This is a genomic window from Bacillus sp. MUM 13, from assembly GCF_001866725.1.
In the GTDB taxonomy this organism is placed as follows: domain Bacteria; phylum Bacillota; class Bacilli; order Bacillales; family DSM-1321; genus Peribacillus.
Window position 1 is genome coordinate 40,367 of the sequence record NZ_MLYQ01000033.1, and the last position, 19,678, is coordinate 60,044.

Annotated in this window: 19 protein-coding genes, 1 pseudogene and 1 other annotated feature; all 20 genes and pseudogenes read right to left on the reverse strand. The window is 42.8% G+C overall.

What is annotated here, in order from left to right:
• Window positions 1–31: 31 nt before the first annotated feature.
• Window positions 32–565, reverse strand: a complete 534-nt coding sequence (gene nusG, locus BIV59_RS10345; protein WP_071351405.1) for a transcription termination/antitermination protein NusG — start codon at window positions 563–565, stop codon at window positions 32–34.
• Window positions 566–910: 345 nt separating this feature from the next.
• A complete protein-coding gene (secE, locus tag BIV59_RS10350) occupies window positions 911–1,093 on the reverse strand; it encodes a preprotein translocase subunit SecE (protein WP_071351406.1) in 183 nt (60 codons plus the stop codon).
• Between the two features lie 52 nt (window positions 1,094–1,145).
• Window positions 1,146–1,295: a 50S ribosomal protein L33 gene (gene rpmG, locus BIV59_RS22780; RefSeq protein WP_083392117.1), complete on the reverse strand. Its 150-nt coding sequence runs from the start codon at window positions 1,293–1,295 to the stop codon at window positions 1,146–1,148.
• A gap of 144 nt (window positions 1,296–1,439) precedes the next feature.
• Complete coding sequence (gene sigH / locus BIV59_RS10360) at window positions 1,440–2,072, reverse strand: RNA polymerase sporulation sigma factor SigH (protein ID WP_170846125.1); 633 nt, start codon at window positions 2,070–2,072, stop codon at window positions 1,440–1,442.
• An 88-nt stretch (window positions 2,073–2,160) separates the two neighbouring features.
• Window positions 2,161–2,670 carry an NYN domain-containing protein gene (locus tag BIV59_RS10365; protein WP_071351409.1) on the reverse strand — a complete coding sequence of 170 codons (510 nt, stop codon included), beginning with the start codon at window positions 2,668–2,670 and terminating at the stop codon, window positions 2,161–2,163.
• Window positions 2,671–2,673: 3 nt separating this feature from the next.
• Window positions 2,674–3,417 carry a 23S rRNA (guanosine(2251)-2'-O)-methyltransferase RlmB gene (gene rlmB / locus BIV59_RS10370; RefSeq protein WP_071351410.1) on the reverse strand — a complete coding sequence of 248 codons (744 nt, stop codon included), beginning with the start codon at window positions 3,415–3,417 and terminating at the stop codon, window positions 2,674–2,676.
• A 4-nt stretch (window positions 3,418–3,421) separates the two neighbouring features.
• Entirely contained in the window at window positions 3,422–3,838 is a 417-nt protein-coding gene (locus BIV59_RS10375) for a Mini-ribonuclease 3 (protein WP_071351424.1), read from the reverse strand.
• A gap of 2 nt (window positions 3,839–3,840) precedes the next feature.
• Window positions 3,841–5,238: a cysteine--tRNA ligase gene (gene cysS, locus BIV59_RS10380; RefSeq protein ID WP_071351411.1), complete on the reverse strand. Its 1,398-nt coding sequence runs from the start codon at window positions 5,236–5,238 to the stop codon at window positions 3,841–3,843.
• On the reverse strand, window positions 5,228–5,887 hold the full coding sequence (gene cysE, locus BIV59_RS10385; RefSeq protein WP_071351412.1) for a serine O-acetyltransferase: 660 nt from the start codon (window positions 5,885–5,887) through the stop codon (window positions 5,228–5,230). The genes cysS and cysE overlap by 11 nt, the downstream gene beginning before the upstream one ends.
• Window positions 5,888–5,973: 86 nt before the next feature.
• Window positions 5,974–6,224 (reverse strand) — a binding site (T-box leader).
• Between the two features lie 45 nt (window positions 6,225–6,269).
• Window positions 6,270–7,727, reverse strand: coding sequence for a glutamate--tRNA ligase (gltX, locus tag BIV59_RS10390; protein ID WP_071351413.1), 1,458 nt, complete (start codon window positions 7,725–7,727; stop codon window positions 6,270–6,272).
• Window positions 7,728–7,815: 88 nt separating this feature from the next.
• Entirely contained in the window at window positions 7,816–8,295 is a 480-nt protein-coding gene (gene ispF, locus BIV59_RS10395; protein WP_071351414.1) for a 2-C-methyl-D-erythritol 2,4-cyclodiphosphate synthase, read from the reverse strand.
• 193 nt (window positions 8,296–8,488) lie between these two features.
• Window positions 8,489–9,193: a 2-C-methyl-D-erythritol 4-phosphate cytidylyltransferase gene (ispD, locus tag BIV59_RS10400; RefSeq protein ID WP_071351415.1), complete on the reverse strand. Its 705-nt coding sequence runs from the start codon at window positions 9,191–9,193 to the stop codon at window positions 8,489–8,491.
• Between the two features lie 20 nt (window positions 9,194–9,213).
• On the reverse strand, window positions 9,214–10,305 hold the full coding sequence (locus tag BIV59_RS10405; protein ID WP_071351416.1) for a PIN/TRAM domain-containing protein: 1,092 nt from the start codon (window positions 10,303–10,305) through the stop codon (window positions 9,214–9,216).
• Between the two features lie 225 nt (window positions 10,306–10,530).
• Complete coding sequence (gene disA, locus BIV59_RS10410) at window positions 10,531–11,604, reverse strand: DNA integrity scanning diadenylate cyclase DisA (RefSeq protein ID WP_071351417.1); 1,074 nt, start codon at window positions 11,602–11,604, stop codon at window positions 10,531–10,533.
• Window positions 11,605–11,606: 2 nt separating this feature from the next.
• Complete coding sequence (radA, locus tag BIV59_RS10415) at window positions 11,607–12,998, reverse strand: DNA repair protein RadA (protein ID WP_071351418.1); 1,392 nt, start codon at window positions 12,996–12,998, stop codon at window positions 11,607–11,609.
• A 240-nt stretch (window positions 12,999–13,238) separates the two neighbouring features.
• A complete protein-coding gene (gene clpC, locus BIV59_RS10420; RefSeq protein WP_071351419.1) occupies window positions 13,239–15,677 on the reverse strand; it encodes an ATP-dependent protease ATP-binding subunit ClpC in 2,439 nt (812 codons plus the stop codon).
• Complete coding sequence (gene mcsB / locus BIV59_RS10425; RefSeq protein WP_071351420.1) at window positions 15,674–16,774, reverse strand: protein-arginine kinase McsB; 1,101 nt, start codon at window positions 16,772–16,774, stop codon at window positions 15,674–15,676. The genes clpC and mcsB overlap by 4 nt, the downstream gene beginning before the upstream one ends.
• The gene (gene mcsA, locus BIV59_RS10430) at window positions 16,771–17,325 is read right to left on the reverse strand and encodes a protein-arginine kinase activator protein McsA (RefSeq protein WP_071351421.1); all 555 of its coding nucleotides are present in this window, start codon (window positions 17,323–17,325) and stop codon (window positions 16,771–16,773) included. The genes mcsB and mcsA overlap by 4 nt, the downstream gene beginning before the upstream one ends.
• 19 nt (window positions 17,326–17,344) lie before the next feature.
• Window positions 17,345–17,806 carry a CtsR family transcriptional regulator gene (locus BIV59_RS10435; RefSeq protein ID WP_071351422.1) on the reverse strand — a complete coding sequence of 154 codons (462 nt, stop codon included), beginning with the start codon at window positions 17,804–17,806 and terminating at the stop codon, window positions 17,345–17,347.
• Between the two features lie 665 nt (window positions 17,807–18,471).
• Window positions 18,472–19,471: pseudogene (locus tag BIV59_RS10440) on the reverse strand (ISL3 family transposase).
• Window positions 19,472–19,678: the final 207 nt, after the last annotated feature.

A 19,678-nucleotide genomic window follows, 5' to 3' on the forward strand; every position in this document is an offset into this window, starting at 1 on the left:
CTTTCCAAAAGTGATTTCAAGTTATTTCAAATTATAATTTTTCCACCTGGTTAAAATCAAGTTCAACTGGTGTATCCCGGCCAAACATGTTGACGAGCACCTTGACTTTGCTTTTATCTTTATCAAGCTCTTCGATCAATCCGGTAAAGTTCGCAAACGGACCTTCTTTCACCTGTACGGTTTCACCGATTTCGAAGTCAACTTCAATTCGTTTTTCATCTACTCCCATGCGCTTCAGAACAACTTCAATTTCTTCAGGCAATAATGGGGTCGGCTTGGATCCCGCTCCAGATGAGCCAACAAATCCTGTAACTCCCGGTGTGTTTCGCACAACATACCATGAATCATCAGTCATGATAATCTCTACAAGCACATAGCCCGGAAACACTTTCTTTTTCATTACCTTCTTTTTGCCGTCTTTGATTTCTGTTTCTTCCTCTTCCGGTACAACTACCCGGAATATCTTATCTTCCATACCCATTGTTTCTACACGTTTTTCAAGATTTGCTTTTACTTTATTTTCATATCCTGAATAAGTGTGCACAACATACCAGTTCTTTTCCATTCATTTGGACTTTTCGTCCATCCCTCCCCGTGTTAATTTCTATTTTCGCAAGGCAATACATGCCATTATTTATTAGTCTGACACAAGTGCTGCAGCCTGTTCGCGGGACAAAAGGATTTAAAAGGTTATATCCGTGCCTTCCCAATTTGCTCCAGTCCCGGGCGGCGGATCCGTTTTTCCGGAACACTGCCTTATGCCAGGCGGCAGCCGCGTGAACAAACTGACATACGAACAATAAATAGCGTTATTATTATAAATAAAAAAAGACAAATTAAAAAACCCGTTTCCGGGCTTTTCTTCTGACACTTATTATTCTATCACTATTATACCTTATTTTTAAATCTCTTATTCAAGAACAAAGCGAATTAATTTAGAAATCCCTAAATCCACAACTGTAAAAAACACAGCCATTACAGCTACAGTTGTTACAACAACGACTGTATATCTTGCAAGCTCTTTTCGTTTAGGCCAGCTTACTTTTCTCATCTCGCGGCCTACTCCGCGGAAAAACTCAGTTAAGCGATTCATGAATGTACCTCCAACAAATAGGGATAGCTTTTTTCAAATCTATTTAAACTGTTTATTTTGTTTCCTTGTGGACTGTATGGGCATTGCATGTACTGCAATATTTCTTGACCTCAAGCCGTTCAGTGCCAGACTCTTTATTGCTTTCAGAGCTGTAATTCCTGGAACCGCAATCGGTACAAGCCAGGATGATTTTTTTTCTCATAACATACACCTGTCCTATCTTTATGTCCATAAAACCTTATCACGGCTGTCTTTTATTGTCAATAATCAAAAAAAATGAGAAAAGGCAGGCTTTACACCTGCCCAATCATGTTCTATCTGTCTTGCACAATAGTAAAAGGGGGAGCTAAAGTGTAACTTCCCTTACCTCCAAATAGCGTTCCAGCTTCCGCTTCACACGCTGGAGCGCATTATCAATAGACTTAACGTGCCGATTCAGTTCTTCAGAAATCTCCTGATAGGATTGTCCATCCAAATAAAGAGACAATACTTTTCTTTCGAGATCACTGAGCAATTCAGCCATCTTTAATTCAATGTCATCGAATTCTTCCTGGCTGATGATCAGCTCTTCAGGATCCAGGGCTTTTGTCCCTGAAATCACATCCATGAGTGTCCGGTCAGATTCTTCATCATAAATCGGCTTATCCAGAGAAATATAGGAGTTCAGCGGGATATGCTTTTGTCGTGTGGCTGTCTTGATTGCTGTGATTATCTGCCTTGTAATGCAAAGTTCAGCAAAGGCTTTAAAAGATGAGAGCTTGTCCCCTTTAAAGTCACGGATTGCTTTATACAGGCCGATCATGCCTTCCTGAACGATATCTTCCTTGTCAGCACCGATTAGAAAATAAGTTCTTGCTTTGGCCCTGACAAAGTTTCTGTACTTATGGATTAAAAAATCCAAGGCTTCGCTGTCGCCTTTATGTACCAGGTCTATAAGTACATCATCATCAAATTGCAGATACTTTTCATCATGCCTCATTGAGAAATTGACACCCACATTTGCCCCCCCTGACCGTACACCGTAGTTAGCAATATTATACAGTAGGGAAATTTTGTACGTCAACAGCCTACAGCTGTCCCCGCCTCCATTTTTCGAATATTTCTGCAACTTCTTCCGAAAGCTGGATTTTTGTGGCTGGTTTTATTTTCACTGTCTTTTTCACGCTTTTTTCAATATCGGCATGTATCTGTGTTACTTCAATTAATAACTCGCGGGCTGACTTCCTTAGAGCACCTTGTCCGAAAATAACCCATTGTTCCGTGTAATCAGAAGTAGCTACATGAACCTGGGTCTTCACATTATTTAAGTCGATGGCCATTTTTTCAATCCGCTCGTCTGCCGTTTCATTTTCTCGGGTAAAAATGACTTCCACCTTATAATTATTATACTTTCTGGCAATTCCCTGGACGAATTGCGCATCAAAGATGATGATTACCCGATCGCCAGTAAATGCTTGGTATTCAGCCATTTGCTCAATCAGCCGGTCCCTGGCTGCCGCAAGATCTTTGTCTTTTAATTCTCTTAGTTCCGGCCAGGCTCCAATGATGTTATAACCGTCTACCAACAGAATATTCATGTTCTATTCCCCTAGAGGATTTCTTTTTCGATACACTTCATACATCAGCAGGCTTGCTGCTACAGAAGCATTTAAAGAGGTGACTCTGCCGGCCATCGGCAAATTAATCAGGAAATCACATTTATCCCTGACAAGCCTGCCCATACCCTTTCCTTCACTCCCAATGACAAGGCCAATCGCCATTTTTCCGTCCATGCTCCGGTAGTCATCGCTTCCCTTAGCATCTGTTCCGACAATCCAGACAGCCCGCTCCTTCAATTCGTCGATGGTTCTTGCCATATTTGTCACACGGGCCACAGGGATGTACTCTATTGCGCCTGTTGACGCTTTGGCAACCGTCGCAGTCAGACCTACTGCCCTGCGCTTTGGAATAATGATCCCATGTGCTCCCGCAGCATCAGCCGTACGCATGATGGAGCCAAGATTATGCGGGTCTTCAATTTCATCCAGGAGAATGAAAAAAGGTGCTTCATTCCGCTCTTGGGCAACGGCGAACAAATCATCCACCTCTGAATATTCATAAGCTGCCACCAGGGCGGCGACCCCCTGGTGATTTCCTTCTGCCAATTGGTCAATCTTTTTCTTTGGCACTATTTGCACAAGAACGCCATTTTCCTTCGCCAGAGAAAAAATTTGCTGCATTTGCCCTTTTTGAGATCCTTCTGCGATCCAAATTTTATTAATATCCCGTTCGGAACGGAGAGCTTCCAAAACGGGGTTTTTTCCAATGATGTATTCTTCGCTCATAGGTTCATCTCCCTTTTTCGTCTTCAATATAAGTAATGGCGGCTAAAACAAGCTCTTCCAGTCTTTCGTTTTGCCCGGATAAATATAAGAAGCCCATCAATGCTTCAAAGGCTGTTCCATATCGGTATGTTTGGACATCCGTATTTTTTGGAACGGTACCGGACTTTGCATTTCTCCCTCTCCGCACGACTGCCGTTTCTTCATCTGTCAGCCTTTGTGTTTCGATGAAAAAATGAATAATTTTACTTTGGGCTTTGGCAGATACAAAGGAAGTAGCTTCTCTATGCAGCAAATTGGGCTTTACCGCTCCCTTTTGAATAAGGTGATGCCGGATATACGTTTCATATACAGCATCACCCATATAAGCAAGGGCTAGACTATTCAGTGTCTTTTCATCAATTTTATTGTCATAGTGAAGCATGCTTACCCTCTTTTCCATCTTGTCCCCTGTGGTGTATCTTCAAGAATGATATCCATATCCTTCAATCGGTCCCTGATTTCATCAGAAAGTTTAAAATTGCGGTCTTTTCGTGCCTGTATTCTTTGCTGAATCAGCGCTTCGATCTCTTCATCCAATAAGGCTTCTTCCTCTAGGGTCAGTCCTAAAATACCGAATAAGGTTTCAAATTCGCTGATGAATGCCTCAATCACCTTTTTATCCGTGTTTTTTTCCATCAAGTAGTAATTAGCCTGTTTAGAAAGCTCAAAAAGAACAGAAATAGCATTGGCTGTATTGAAATCATCATCCATTTCTTTCAGGAATTGTTCATGAAACTCTGAAATATTCTGGAGCCATTCTTCGTTATTTGCCGTTAACCCGTCACTTGAATTCAATCGATGCTTCAGATTCTGGTAAGAGGTCTTTAAGCGATCCATTGCCGCATTCATATTTTCCAATAATTCTTCGCTATAATTAATCGGATGGCGATAATGAACGGAAAGCATGAAAAATCTGAGTACATTCGGGTCATGTTTTTTGATAATATCATGCACAAGCACAAAATTGCCAAGCGATTTAGACATTTTTTCATTATCAATATTTATATAACCGTTATGCATCCAATAATTCGCAAATGTCTTCCCTGTCATGGCTTCCGACTGGGCAATTTCGTTCTCATGATGCGGGAATGCCAAATCCTGTCCGCCAGCATGGATATCAATAGTGTCCCCAAGGTATTTCCGCACCATTGCCGAGCATTCGATATGCCATCCCGGGCGTCCCATGCCCCATGGACTTTTCCAGGAGATCTCACCTTCTTTGGCTGCTTTCCAAAGTGCAAAGTCAAGTGCATCTTGCTTCTTTTCGCCTACTTCAATCCTTGCTCCAACGCGCAGTTCATCAATGGATTGATGTGACAGCTTGCCATATCCTTCAAATTTCCGTGTCCTGTAATAGACATCTCCTTCAGATTCATATGCATAGCCTTTGTCAATTAATGCGGCAATGAAATCGATGATGCTGTCCATATTTTCCATGACGGTGGGGTGCGCATCCGCTCTTTTGCATCCGAGTGCTGATACGTCCTCAAAATAGGCATTAATAAATCTTTCCGAAATAGCCGGAACATCCTCTCCAAGCTCTTTGGCTGTCCGGATCAGTTTATCGTCTACATCCGTGAAATTAGAAACAAACTGAACATCATAGCCGCGGTAGGAAAGATGCCTTCTTACTGTATCAAATACGATAGCTGGCCTTGCATTTCCTATATGGATATAATTATATACGGTAGGACCGCATACATACATTTTTACTTTTCCTTCTTCTAACGGTTTAAAATCCTCTTTTTTCCTAGTGACGGTATTATAAATTTTAATCGCCATTTTTGATTGCTCCTTTTTCCTGCCAAAGCTTTAATTCAGCTTTTAATTCATGTATTTGTCTTTCCAGATCTTTAAATCTGTCTCCAGTCGGATCAGGCAGATCTGAATGATTAAGGTCTTTATTGATTTTCATCCCGTCTCTTTTAACCACTTTCCCCGGAATGCCTACAACTGTCGAGTTTGGCGGTACTTCTTTCAGTACGACGGAACCTGCCCCGATTTTTGAGTTTTCTCCTATGATAATGGATCCTAGAACCTTTGCTCCTGTTGCGATTAACACATTATCCCTGATAGTGGGGTGGCGCTTGCCTTTTTCTTTTCCTGTACCACCCAGCGTTACCCCTTGAAACACAGAAACATTATTGCCAATCTCACAGGTTTCCCCAATGACTACTCCCATTCCATGGTCAATGAAAAAACGTTTTCCAATCTTTGCGCCTGGATGAATTTCAATTCCTGTGAAAAATCGGCTGATTTGTGAAATTATCCGCGCCAGAAAGTAAAGCTTTCTTTTAAACAAAGCATGTGCAAGCCGGTGGCTCCAAATGGCATGGAGGCCTGCATAAGTCAATATGACTTCTAAATAGCTGCGTGCTGCAGGGTCCTGGTCAAAGACCACATCTAAGTCTTCTTTAAAAACTTTAAACACCGTGTTTCCTCCTGACTCTCCATCTTTTTTGCCCTGTTTATTTCTCTTCTATTTTTCAGAAAACAAAAAAGCGCCTCTGCCATAATGACAGAGACGCTTTTCAAGCGCGGTTCCACTCTGTTTGAAATGTCATAGTATTTTTGCCATCATGTGCAAAAACAGATCATCCCCAACTTATATCCTTTAACGGAGGAAATACCGTCTTTGCCTACTGCAATATGTTCAGCAAAGAACTCAAGGGTGCATTTCAGAAACAAGAGGCTTAAACCACTTTCAGCAGGCTGTGGTTCTCTCTAATAAGCTTTGTTTACTTACTTCTCCCTATCGGCGCTTTTATCGTATAAGATTTTATTTATTACTATATTATATTTTCGCCAAATTGTTAACTTAAAATGCTTTCTAGACGCTGTTTAATTTTTTCTTTGCCTAAAAGAGCGATTGCCTTAGGCAGGTCGGGGCCATGGGTCTGGCCGGTAACAGCGGAACGGATCGGCATAAATAGCTTCTTCCCTTTATGGCCTGTGCTTTTTTGCACATTTTTAATCGCCTTTTTAACGGCCTCAGCAGTAAAGTCCTCAATTGAGTTAACTTCCTCAAGAAATGCTTTCATCACTTCAGGAACTTGTTCCTCAGCAAGAACTTCCTTTGCTTCTTCTTCAAAGTCAATGGTGTCTTTAAAGAACAGACCGGAAAGCGGCACAATTTCTGCTCCGCAGCTCATTTGCTCCTGATACAGTGAAACTAAGTCCTTCACCCATTCAGTTTCCTGTTCACTCAAATCAGCAGATACCCTGCCTGCTTTAATTAAGTGAGGAAGCGATATCTCCATGGCTCTTTCTGCAGAAATCTCTTTCACATACTGGTTATTCATCCATGCCAGCTTTTGCTGATCAAAAAGAGCAGGTGACTTGGACAGGCGTTCTGCCTCGAATTTCTCGATGAATTCCTCTTTTGTGAAGATTTCTTCTTCCCCGCTCGGAGACCACCCAAGTAAGGCGATAAAGTTGAAGAGGGCTTCGGGCAGATAACCTAAATCTTCATATTGCTCGATAAACTGAATGATTGATTCATCCCGCTTGCTTAGTTTTTTTCTGCTTTCATTTACGATTAACGTCATATGGCCAAAAACAGGAGGTTCCCAGCCAAATGCTTCATAAATCATCAGCTGTTTCGGTGTATTCGAGATATGGTCATCCCCGCGCAGCACGTGGGAAATTTCCATCAAATGATCATCTGCAGCTACCGCGAAATTATAAGTTGGGATTCCGTCTTTTTTTACAATAACAAAGTCACCAATGCCATCAGACTCAAAAGAAACCTCATCCTTCACCATATCATTGAATGTGTAAACCTTGCCCGCAGGAACAGCAAAACGAATGCTCGGTTTTCTTCCTTCAGCTTCTAATTTTGCCCGGTCTTCATCAGTGAGGTGGCGGCATTTTCCGGAATACTTCGGTGTTTCGTTGCGTGCAACCTGTTCTTCCCTTTCCGCTTCAATTTCTTCCTCCGTACAGTAGCACTTATAGGCAAGCCCTTGATCGAGCAGCTTCGTATAAAGACCTCTATAAATTTCGTTTCTTTCAGACTGGCGGTAAGGACCGTATTCTCCACCGGCATCCACACCTTCATCCCAGTCCATGCCCAGCCAATCCAAGTACTTCAGCTGGCTTTCTTCTCCGCCTTCAATGTTGCGTTTTTGATCTGTATCTTCAATGCGGATGATGAATTTTCCGCCTTGGTGTCTTGCAAACAGGTAATTAAATAAAGCAGTACGCGCATTACCAATGTGCAGGTGCCCAGTCGGGCTTGGTGCATAACGTACTCGAACTTCGCTAGTCATTTTGTGACGCCTCCTAAGGTATTACTGATACTCTATCATTCCATCTTATCATTTTAGGATTACATTTTAAAGCATCCCAATTACTGCTTCAATCCGCTTTGACCAAAAGAACAACCGCCTGTGCAGCAATCCCTTCACTTCTGCCGGTAAATCCAAGCTTTTCCGTGGTTGTTGCCTTCACGTTAATTTGGTCTGGAGCTGCTTCAAGCAATTCAGCAATTCTTTCCTTCATTTGCTCAATATAAGGAGCCATTTTAGGGCTTTGGGCAATAATCGTACAATCGGCATTTCCCAGCACATATCCTTCTTTTTTTACTATTGTCCAAATATGCTGAAGAAGCTTGGCTGAATCAGCATCCTTAAACTCCGGATCTGTATCCGGAAAATGCTTTCCGATATCTCCCGCACCAATTGCACCCAAGCACGCGTCAGCAACAGTATGCAGCAAAACATCTGCATCCGAGTGGCCAAGCAATCCCTTTTCATAAGGAATATCGATTCCTCCGATAATTAGCGGCCTTCCTTCTACAAGCTGGTGCACATCATATCCCTGTCCAATTCTAAACATACAGCCCTCTCCTTTTTTCACATGTAATCTGTTTTTTTAGTTAAGAAAGCAGCGACCCGCCTTTCTTATGCTAGTCGAGGCTGTTCAAGGTGCTTCCGCTTTTTTAGTCCAGCTGCAGCACCTAGCCTCTCGAGGTCATAAACCGCCTAAGAAATGAAGCCAAAGTGCGCCTTCTTTTCTTAGGCGTCTTATGCTAGTCGAGGCTGTTCAAGGTGCTTCCGCTTTTTTTATGTAAAATTGCTTCGGCAAAGTATAAGTCTTCTTGTGTAGTTATTTTAATGTTATCATAGTTTCCCTCTATAATGACAACAGGCTGGCCTGATCTTTCAAGCAGGCTTGCGTCATCTGTTCCCAGGTAACCTTCCTCTTCCGCTCTTTTATGTGCTTCAAGCAGGGCTGAAACACGAAAAGCCTGTGGTGTCTGAACCGCCCACAAGCCAGATCGTTCAACGGTTTCCAGTACAGCTCCGTCTTTTGCTTTTTTTATGGTATCTTTCACGGGAACAGCCGCTACCGCTCCTCCATGTACGGATGCAGCATCTGCCAGCTCGCCAATCAATCCTGAATCGATAAATGGCCGTGCTCCGTCGTGAACCAGCACAATATCACTAGTCGATAACTCCCTGATTCCATTGAATACACTTTGCTGGCGTTCACTGCCGCCTGCCGTTAATTTACTTATCTTTTTAAAACCATAAAGGGAAACAAGGCCTGAGAATATCGCTTCCTCAGCAGGATTAATGGAAAGGATGATTCCCCTGCAGTTGGGATCATCTTCAAAAACCCTGAGAGTATGAACGATAATAGGTATTTGTGCCAGCTCAATGAATAACTTATTTTTACCCGCATTCATTCTCTTTCCCTGGCCGGCTGCAGGTATTACTACTTCATAAAACATATCTCTTCCCCTAACCTGTTTTATAATGCTTTTTCCAGCAATTTAGGCTTGGCAAAAATCATGCGGCCGGCAGATGTCTGCAGAACACTAGTCACAAGAACATCTATGCGTTTGCCGATATGATCCCTTCCGCCTTCCACCACGATCATTGTCCCGTCATCCAAATATGCAATTCCCTGATTCTGTTCTTTTCCGTCCTTAATGACTTGTACATTCATCTCTTCACCCGGAAGAACTACAGGTTTTACGGCATTAGCCAAATCATTGATATTCAGCACCTGAACATTCTGAAACTCGCAAACTTTATTCAGGTTAAAGTCGTTTGTAACAACGATTCCGTTTGAAATCTTCGCAAGCTTAACAAGCTTGCTGTCGACTTCCTGGATATCTTCAAAATCGCCTTCATACATTTCTACTTTTATCGGCACTTCTTTTTGGATACGATTCAATATATCCAGTCCGCGCCTGCCACGATTTCTCTTTAGTGCATCAGATGAATCTGCGATATGCTGCAGTTCATGCAGCACAAATTGGGGAATGACTATGGTTCCTTCCAGGAACCCGGTCTGGCAGATATCAGCGATTCTTCCATCAATAATAACACTTGTATCAAGAATCTTCAGCTTGCTTCTATCATCCTCACCATCTTCTGAATGGCCGTCCAAACCCTTTCTTTTCGTGCTTTTTGAAAATAAATGCAGCAATTCATCACGTTTTTTAAATCCAACCTGAAAGCCTAAATAGCCGAATAACAGTGTTAAGAGAATTGGCGCCACCGTATTAATGACCGGAACCTGGATTAAATTAAGAGCAGATCCTATTAAAAAGGCTGCAAACAGTCCTACAATAAGTCCAAGGCTCCCGAATATAATATCTGTTATTGGGGCTTTAACGAGCGTTTCTTCAAACCACTTCATAAAGTTGACTACATACTCCACTGCCCAAAAAGTAAAAAGATAGAATATAATTGCGCCTAAAATCACACTAACATAAGGATTGTTTATAAAAGCAATATCATCTGCATGTAACAACGTTAATAGTTCAGGAATCAGGAAACTGCCTAGAGTTCCGCCTAAAATCAAAAAGCATGCTTGAATAATGCGTTTTAACATCCTCTCACCTCCTTTTAATCATTATTGACACTTTAAAAAAATTGAAACCCTGTTTTCAAAATTGTTGCTTTTATTCTGCAAAATGATTATTTTTCACTAGCTTTCATGAAGCGGGATTGATTGTACCATTAGCCTAGCATCAGGGGAAAGGGGTGTCAAAAATAAGAAACTGATAAAAAGCATCTGCAAAAGGAGGCTGTCATAAATTTTTCACACTTTTTGACCTTACATTTTTCTTTCAGCAATAAGCTGGTTTCTTAATGTTTTCAAGCCCTCTTTTATTTTATTTGCCCTTACTTCCCCAATTCCTTCTACATCATCCAGCTGTTCGACAGTTGCTTTGCTTATATGGGTGAAATCATTAAATTGCTTTATCAAATTTTCAATAATCAAGGAGGGAAGCCGTGGAATTTTGTGCAGAAGCCGGTAACCCCTGGTTTTCACGCTTTCGTCCAGGTGTATATAACCATTGTATCCAAGCGCCTTGATCAACTGGCTGTCTTCCATTTTTTCCAGCTGCGCCATCTCCTCAAGACGCCCGATAATTCCTTCTGGCTTTTCCTCCTTATCATAGCTGTAATCTTTAATAAGCAGCCTTCCCTCCTGTTCAAGGTCATACAGAAGCTCATTCATCTGGAGACGGATCAGCCGCCCTTCAGTTCCCAGCTCATTCAGGTAAGCAAGAAGCTCCCCTTTAATCCTCAGCACCATTACATACCTGTGAAATACCCGAAGAAGGTCAGCATACGTAACCATTTCCTCAAATTCCAGCAAACCTAAGTCCGATATGCTTTGCTGCAGAACGGCTTTATATTTCTCTAGGGTTTGAATGGCCAGGTTGGCTTTTGCTAAAATGACTGCGATATCTTTGAGTGCATAGCGGAAATTGCCTTGATAAAGGGTAATGACATTCCGCCTTTGGGAAATTGCAATAACAAGAGTCTTTGTTTCCCTCGCAACCCGCTCAGCAGTCCGGTGCCTCATACCTGTTTCTGTAGAAGGGACAGAGGTATCCGGAGCAAGCTGTGCATTGGCAAGAATGATTTGATTGGCTTTTTCATTCAGGATGATCGCTCCATCCATCTTAGCCAGCTCATACATGGTACTTGAGGTACAGGGGCAGTTGATTAAAAATCCTCCATCAACGATAGAGCGTACACGGTCATTGCATCCTACTACAATCAATCCCCCTGTATTGGCCCGTAATACATTATCAATTCCTTCTCTCAGGGGAGTACCGGGAGCAACCACTTGAAGGATATCCAATTTCATTTTCTCAAATGCCTTTTTATCTGTCATCGTCACCCTCCTAAAGCATATTTAAGAGCCTCCGCTACAGTTGATACTCCTACGATTTCTATTCCTTTTGGAACACTCCATCCGCCTATGTTATTCGACGGGATAATAATGCGTTCAAAGCCAAGCTTAGCAGCTTCCTGCACCCGCTGTTCAATGCGCGAAACCCTTCTGACTTCCCCTGTAAGCCCCACTTCGCCAATCAGGCAGTCAGATGGCTTTGTCGGTTTATCACGGAAACTGGAGGCAATACTGACCGATACAGCCAGGTCAATGGCCGGTTCATCCAGCTTTACTCCGCCAGCGACCTTTAAGTAAGCATCCTGGTTCTGCAGAAGCAGTCCAACCCTTTTCTCCAAAACAGCCATTAACAGAGAAACCCGGTTATGGTCAATGCCTGTTGCCATCCTCCTTGGATTCCCGAAGCTGGTAGGTGAAATTAGCGCCTGAATTTCTACGAGTACCGGACGGGTTCCTTCCATGGAAGCAACAACCGTGGAGCCGGATGTACCTTGTGAGCGCTCCTCCAAAAATATTTCCGACGGATTTCCGACTTCTTCAAGCCCGTTTTCCTTCATTTCAAAAATACCCATTTCATTAGTGGAACCGAATCTGTTTTTAACTGCCCTGATGATCCGGTAGGTATGATGCCGCTCTCCTTCAAAATACAGGACAGTATCCACCATATGCTCTAATAGCCGGGGACCCGCAATTGCTCCCTCTTTCGTCACATGGCCGACAATAAAAATGGCAACACCTGTAGTCTTGGCAATCCGCATCAGCGTGGAAGTGCACTCGCGGACCTGAGAAACGCTGCCAGGGGCAGATGTTACTTCAGATTGAAAGACTGTCTGAATCGAATCTATTATGACAAGGTCAGGCTGAACATCGCTGATGGCCTGCTGAATATAATCCATATCTGTTTCCGAATAAACAAATAAATTTTCTGAAGCGGCCCCGAGACGATCCGCTCTAAGCTTGGTCTGTTTAACGGATTCTTCTCCCGATATATAAAGAACCTTTTTTTGTTTTCTCGCCAATTGTGAAGACACCTGCAGCAGCAGAGTGGACTTTCCGATTCCAGGGTCCCCTCCTATAAGCACTAGCGAACCTTGGACAATTCCTCCGCCAAGCGCCCTGTTCAACTCTCCCAAGTCAGTCGCAATCCGGGGCTCCTGTGATGTTTCAATGGTGGTTATAGGTGCAGCCTTTTGGCGGCCAGCGCCCAATCCGGCAGGGTCGGAATGCGAAAAAGCGCCTCTTCTGGCGGGTTTGACAATTTCAACTTCTTCCACCATCTGATTCCATTCACCGCACCCCGGGCATTTGCCCATCCATTTTGCAGACTCATAACCGCAGGATTGGCACATAAATTTTGTCTTCTTTTTTGCAGCCATAATTAACTCCTTTTCACTTGCAATCTTATAAGAATTACAGCCACCACTACTAACATATTAAATGTCCTGGCGGTTTAATCCTTCTATTTTTTATTAAGCTTTGTTAATGAGTGATAATTTCCGCTCCAGGCTCTGATTTTCCGCTTCAATCATCATTTCCAATTATGAAGCACTAGCCAGAAAACAGCCAAAAAATAGAGGTACACTGCAAATATGCGTGTACCTCCTTGCTGTTCAAAGTCAGTCAGCGTTAACAGTTGCTCCCTGCTTAATTGTAAATTCTCCGTTTTGAACATCCAGGACCACTGTATGCCCTTTTTGGACGTTGCCTTTTAGCAATTCTTCAGAAAGGTAATCTTCTACATGCTTCTGGATCGCCCTGCGGATTGGCCTTGCCCCATATTCAGGGTCAAAACCTTCATCTGCCACTTTTTCTTTTGCTGCATCAGTAAGTTCCAGTAAGACATCCTGCTCTTTCAGGCGTGTAATTAATTGATCTGCCATAAGAGTGACAATTTCCTTCAAATGCTTTTTCTCCAAGGAGTGGAAAACAATCGTTTCATCGATACGGTTCAGGAACTCTGGACGGAAGGCACGTTTTAGCTCTTCCATCACTTTCCCTTTCATATCTTTATAATCCTGTCCTTCATCCTGGATATTAAAGCCTACATATTTATTGCTTTTTAGTGCAGATGCACCGACATTTGAAGTCATGATCAGGATGGTATTCCTGAAATCTACTGTGCGTCCTTTAGAATCTGTCAATCTTCCGTCTTCAAGAACTTGCAGAAGAATATTAAACACGTCAGGATGCGCTTTTTCAATCTCATCCAGCAGCACTACTGAATATGGTTTTCTGCGGACCTTTTCTGTTAATTGTCCGCCTTCTTCATATCCTACATATCCTGGAGGCGATCCGACAAGACGTGATGTCGAATGTTTTTCCATATACTCGGACATATCAATTCGGATCATGGATTCTTCATCGCCGAAGATGGATTCTGCAAGAGCTCTTGCAAGCTCCGTTTTACCTACACCAGTCGGTCCAAGGAAAATGAATGAACCAATCGGGCGTTTCGGATCCTTCAGCCCTGCTCTTGCACGGCGGACTGCTTTCGATACTGCTTTAACCGCTTCTTCCTGTCCTATAACCCTGGAGTGAAGGATCTCCTCCATATTAAGAAGTTTGTCAGACTCAGTCTGGGCAAGGCGCGTTACCGGAACTCCAGTCCAGCTTGATACTACATGGGCAATATCGTCCACGGTTACTTCGCTGTTTTCCTGTCCCTGCTTTTCCTTCCAGGTCTTTTTAGTTTCTTCAAGCTGCTCCCTTAACCGCTGCTCTGTGTCCCTTAAAGAAGCAGCCTTTTCAAATTCCTGGCTCTGGACCGATGCATCTTTTTCTTTGCGCACTTCATCTAACTTATGCTCAAGTTCCTTTAAGTTCGGCGGTGTTGTGTAAGAACGAAGCCTAACCTTTGAACCCGCTTCATCTATTAAATCAATCGCCTTATCAGGAAGGAATCTGTCTGAAATGTAGCGGTCTGACAATTTAACTGCTGCATCAATGGCTTCATCTGTAATGGAAACACGGTGATGTGCTTCATAGCGGTCACGAAGGCCCTGCAAAATCTGAATGGATTCACTGATAGTCGGCTCATCGACCTGAATCGGCTGGAACCGCCGTTCTAGTGCAGCATCCTTTTCGATATATTTGCGGTATTCATCCAAAGTGGTTGCACCGATACACTGCAATTCACCGCGGGCCAGTGAAGGCTTTAAAATATTTGAAGCATCGATTGCGCCTTCTGCTCCGCCTGCTCCAATCAGTGTATGAAGCTCATCAATAAACAGAATAATGTTTCCTGCCTGGCGTATTTCATCCATGACCTTTTTCAAGCGGTCTTCAAATTCACCGCGGTATTTGGTTCCCGCTACAACAGTGCCCATATCAAGGGTCATAACACGCTTATCACGAAGGATTTCCGGCACTTCATTATTAATGATCTGCTGGGCAAGACCTTCAGCAATCGCTGTCTTGCCGACACCCGGCTCCCCGATAAGTACTGGGTTATTTTTTGTCCGGCGGCTCAGCACTTCAATTACACGCTGAATTTCCTTGCTGCGGCCAATAACTGGATCAAGGCTGCCTTCACGGGCAATAGCCGTTAAATCGCGGGCAAGGCTATCAAGAGTCGGAGTGCTCGCATTTGCAGAAGCATTCCCCTGGTGGCCGCCTGATTCATTGCTTCCCAATAGCTGCAGCACTTGCTGGCGTGCCTTGTTAAGGCTTACTCCCAAGTTATTGAGCACACGTGCCGCTACACCTTCACCCTCACGGATAAGCCCTAAAAGCACATGCTCGGTTCCAACATAGGAATGGCCTAACTTTCTCGCTTCGTCCATGGATAGTTCAATCACCTTTTTTGCACGAGGAGTGTAATGGATAGTTTGTGCAGTCTCCTGTCCTCGGCCAATAAGATTTTCCACTTCTTTCTGGATCTTTTCAGCACCTAGACCAAGAGCATGCAAAGCCTTAGCTGCTATGCCTTCCCCTTCTCTGACCAAACCCAGCAATATATGTTCTGTTCCAATATTGTTATGTCCTAAACGAATTGCTTCTTCCTGTGCCAAGGCCAAGACCTTTTGGGCTCTCTCAGTAAAACGACCAAACATCATAGGGTAATTCCTCCTTCAGAATTTTCGTTTTTCTCTTCATTTAATCGTTCTCTTATCAATGAAGCACGCCGTATATCTCTTTCCCGGGCTCTCAGTGGACCCCCGGCATATTTTTGCAGGAAACCCGGCTGAGTCAAAATGATCAGCTCGCTTAAAATATTTTTGGAAACGTTGGTGATATAGCCCAAATCTATCCCCATTCTAACATCAGATATGCATTTGGCCGCTTCCTTGGTCTCAATAATTCTTGCATTTGATAAAATACCATAAGATCGGTATATTCTATCTTCTAATTGTATGTTAGAGGTCTTAACTAATGCTTCTCTTGCTGACCTTTCCTGGGCGATTATCTGTTTTACCACCATAGAAAGATCTTCAATGATATCTTTTTCAGATTTACCCAGGGTAATTTGATTGGATATCTGAAAAATATTCCCAAGGGCTTCACTGCCTTCGCCGTATATCCCCCTTACCACCAGCCCTAGCTGGTTCATAGCAGGGACAATTTGGTTAAGCTGCTGTGTCAGCACCAGGCCCGGCAAATGCATCATAACTGAAGCCCTTAAGCCCGTGCCCACATTTGTAGGGCAGCTGGTCAAATAACCTCTTTCTTCATCATATGCATAATCCAGATTTTCTTCGACCCAGTCGTCAATTGTATTTGCAAGCTTCAATGCCTCAGTAAGCTGAAGCCCTGAAAATAAACACTGTATGCGCAAGTGGTCTTCTTCATTCAGCATAATGCTGACTTCTTCATTTTCTGATAGAAGGCATGCTCCATACAGCGATTCCTCAGCCAAATGGGGGCTTATCAGGTGTTTCTCCACCAGTACGTTTTTTTCCAGGGGCTGCAGTTCCCCCATTTCAATAAACTCAAGCTTGCCGACACCAGGATGTGCGGAGTCTGACTCTTCAAGCCTGTTTTTAATCAAATCCAGTATTTGCTGAGCTTCTTCTTGCTTAAAGAAAGTAGGGAAAGTGAAGTCCTTAAAATTCCTTGCCAAGCGGACACGCGAGCTTAAAACAATATCATTTTCAGGACCTTCTTCTGTTAACCAGGAGCTCATTGCATTTTGAACAAATCGTTCAAGGCTCATGAATGGTCGACCCCCTCTTGCTCTTCATGCCTTTTTTCCAGTGAGCGTATTTTATCCCTGACTTCAGCTGCTTCTTCAAATTCCTCTTTATCAATATGCTGCTTCAGCACACCCTTTAAATCCGTAATTTGTTTTCTTAGATGAATCGTTCCGCCAATCCTCTTTGGTATTTTTCCGATATGTGCGGTATTGCCGCTATGCACCCGCTTAAAGATAGGATCGAGCTGTTCATTAAAGGACTGATAGCATTCCGCACAGCCGAACTTTCCTACATGAACAAATTGCTGAAAGGAAAGATTGCATTGGCTGCACCGCAATTCTTCACGCTTTGGAAATGAATTAGCTTTCGTCTGCTGAAATCCAGGTTCAATATTATTAAGCAAACCTGCAAGCAAATGATTGAATGAGAAGCCTTGTGCTCCATTAGGCATAAACATATCGCCTTTTTCCTGTGCACATACTTCACAAAGATGGACTTCAGTCTTTTCGCCATTTATAATTTTCGTAAAATGAAGAGTTGCAGGTCTTTGATTGCATTCCTGGCAATTCATTCTCATCACCTCTGCCGGACTATTTATATTTTAATGTGGTAAGCATGGCTTTCAAAATACGGGATCTCAATTCATCACGCTCTGGCAGATCCATGTAAATGACAGAACGATCAATAACGCTCATCATAATCTTCGCTTCTCTTTTATTAATAATCTCTTCATTTATCAGCCGGAAAATAACCCCTTCTGCCGTTGACTGTGAAACCCTTAAGCCCAAAAGAGACATCAATTGATCGATTAGCTCCGCGTGATCGTATGATTTTACTTTCATGATCCTTATATAGCCCCCGCCGCCGCGCTTGCTTTCAACCACATAACCTCTTTCAATCGTAAATCGGGTGTTGATTACGTAATTTATTTGAGAAGGAACGCATTGAAACTTATCTGCCACTTCACTTCTCTTTATTTCTAAAATATCCTTCTGACTTATCTCTAAAATCTGCTTCAAATAATTTTCGATAACATCAGATATATTCTTCACTAGCCTCCCCCATTCTGACTTTGACTATATTTGACTTTTATTATACATTGAAAATCACAATTTGCAACTCATACGCTTTATGTAAATACATTAAACATTTTCGCCAAAATGCAGGGGTCGGCATACTCTAAAAATTAATTTTTTTATATATATTTAATACCTCATAATGAATCATGTAAAACGCTGCCTTCTGACAAAATCAAAATTTTTATATGCAAGCTTTCTAAAAACTTCATTTTAGCGCCTATAAAATACTATGAGACTAAAGCTCTTTATGTGAGTCATAATCAGATATTCCTCTATATAAGTATTATTGCTTTTATTTTTGATCCATCATTCATAACCCTGTAATCTGGGCAATTTGCTTTAAACCGTAATTAATCCTGGTAAATGGTGCTGTATTACATTCTGCTCTGCCATAGGACCCTGCGGTTTTGGCAAAAGTCCCTTGCAGCCCTGGTACACGGGTTTAACTGCTTGCATTCGAACACCTGAATAGCGGTAACCGGACTGGGGAACTTTTTCATCAGGCTCTGCCGCTCACCATCCATCTTACACTGCTCACTCATCGTTCAATTTCTTTGGCTCTGCATTCAGGTTTTTCGGTTCTCCGTCAAATGTTGGGGTGATGGGCTCATGTCGTCACCCTTATCCAATATGCGCACTCAACCTTTTATACCTGTGGGTAAATAGGATTGAAAACGGGTAAAGCTGCGAAAGCCAAAGGATTCTGTTTCATGACTTTCGTTAAATGGTTGATGCCCTGTAAAAAACTGTTTGAGTAATTATAGCTAAAGCTGTTCAGCATCTCAGTTTGGGCGGCTTTTGAGAATTCAGTATCCCTGACTGATCAATTGCCGCGTAAAAGCGATATAAGGCATTTTCTTGCACTTCTTCCTGTCATAATCATGCCATTCAGATTGTACCCTTCTTCTCACCCCGTCCATCGCCCAGTAGATATACCGCACGAAGTGAAAACGGTCGGCTACAATGACAGGTTTTCCAAGTGCCTCTTAAACAGCTGCCTTGAATGTGGAGCTCATATCCATGACAATCACTTGGACCTTAGCCCCGTATTTACTCAGGTACTGCTTGATGGTGCCCTTATAACGGTTTTCTAGGATATCAAATGGGTTCTTTGGTGATTCCGTTTGCGACGATCAGCTGATATTTCCCTGCCTTCGTATCGCCCTTGTACTCATCAATCACAATCACTTCGGGCAGTTCTTTGGCTTCTTCGTTTCCGGTACTCTCCGCCAATTGATCAAATCGCCTTACCACCGTGGAAGAAAAGACCCCATATATGTCAGCTGTTTCTTTGAAGGTCTTCCCCTTTATACTGCGGCGGATCTTAATGGCCTGGTTCAGCTCAATTGATAAGCGCTGATACCGTTTCACAAAGGGGGCACTTTCCGCAAACTTCTTTCCGCACTGGCAGGTATAGCAGCGCCTTCGATAGAAGAGCAGCGTCTGTCGTTCAAATAGTTTTAAGTGCTTGATTTTGTGTATCCGATAGTCATGGACTTTCTCGGTACGGGACTGGCAAAGTGGACAGGTATGGGGTTGGACAGGCATCTCAGCATGAATGCACATCTTTTCTCCTGCTTCCTCCATTTTCGTCACCATTACATCTTCAAATCCAGGCAATTTTATGATAGAATTCATTGTGCACGTATCTCCAATCTATACTTGTTTCTCGTCAACTCAAGTATAAAAGACTGGATGGTTACGTGCATTTTTATGTTCAAATTTTGTATAAACCCCAACAAATATTATAGAACCTCTCTTTTGAGCTCTTATGAAATATCCATTTCTGCACACAAAAAAGACCAGCATCTCTGCTGGCCTCCCAATTGCTTGGCGGCGTCCTAC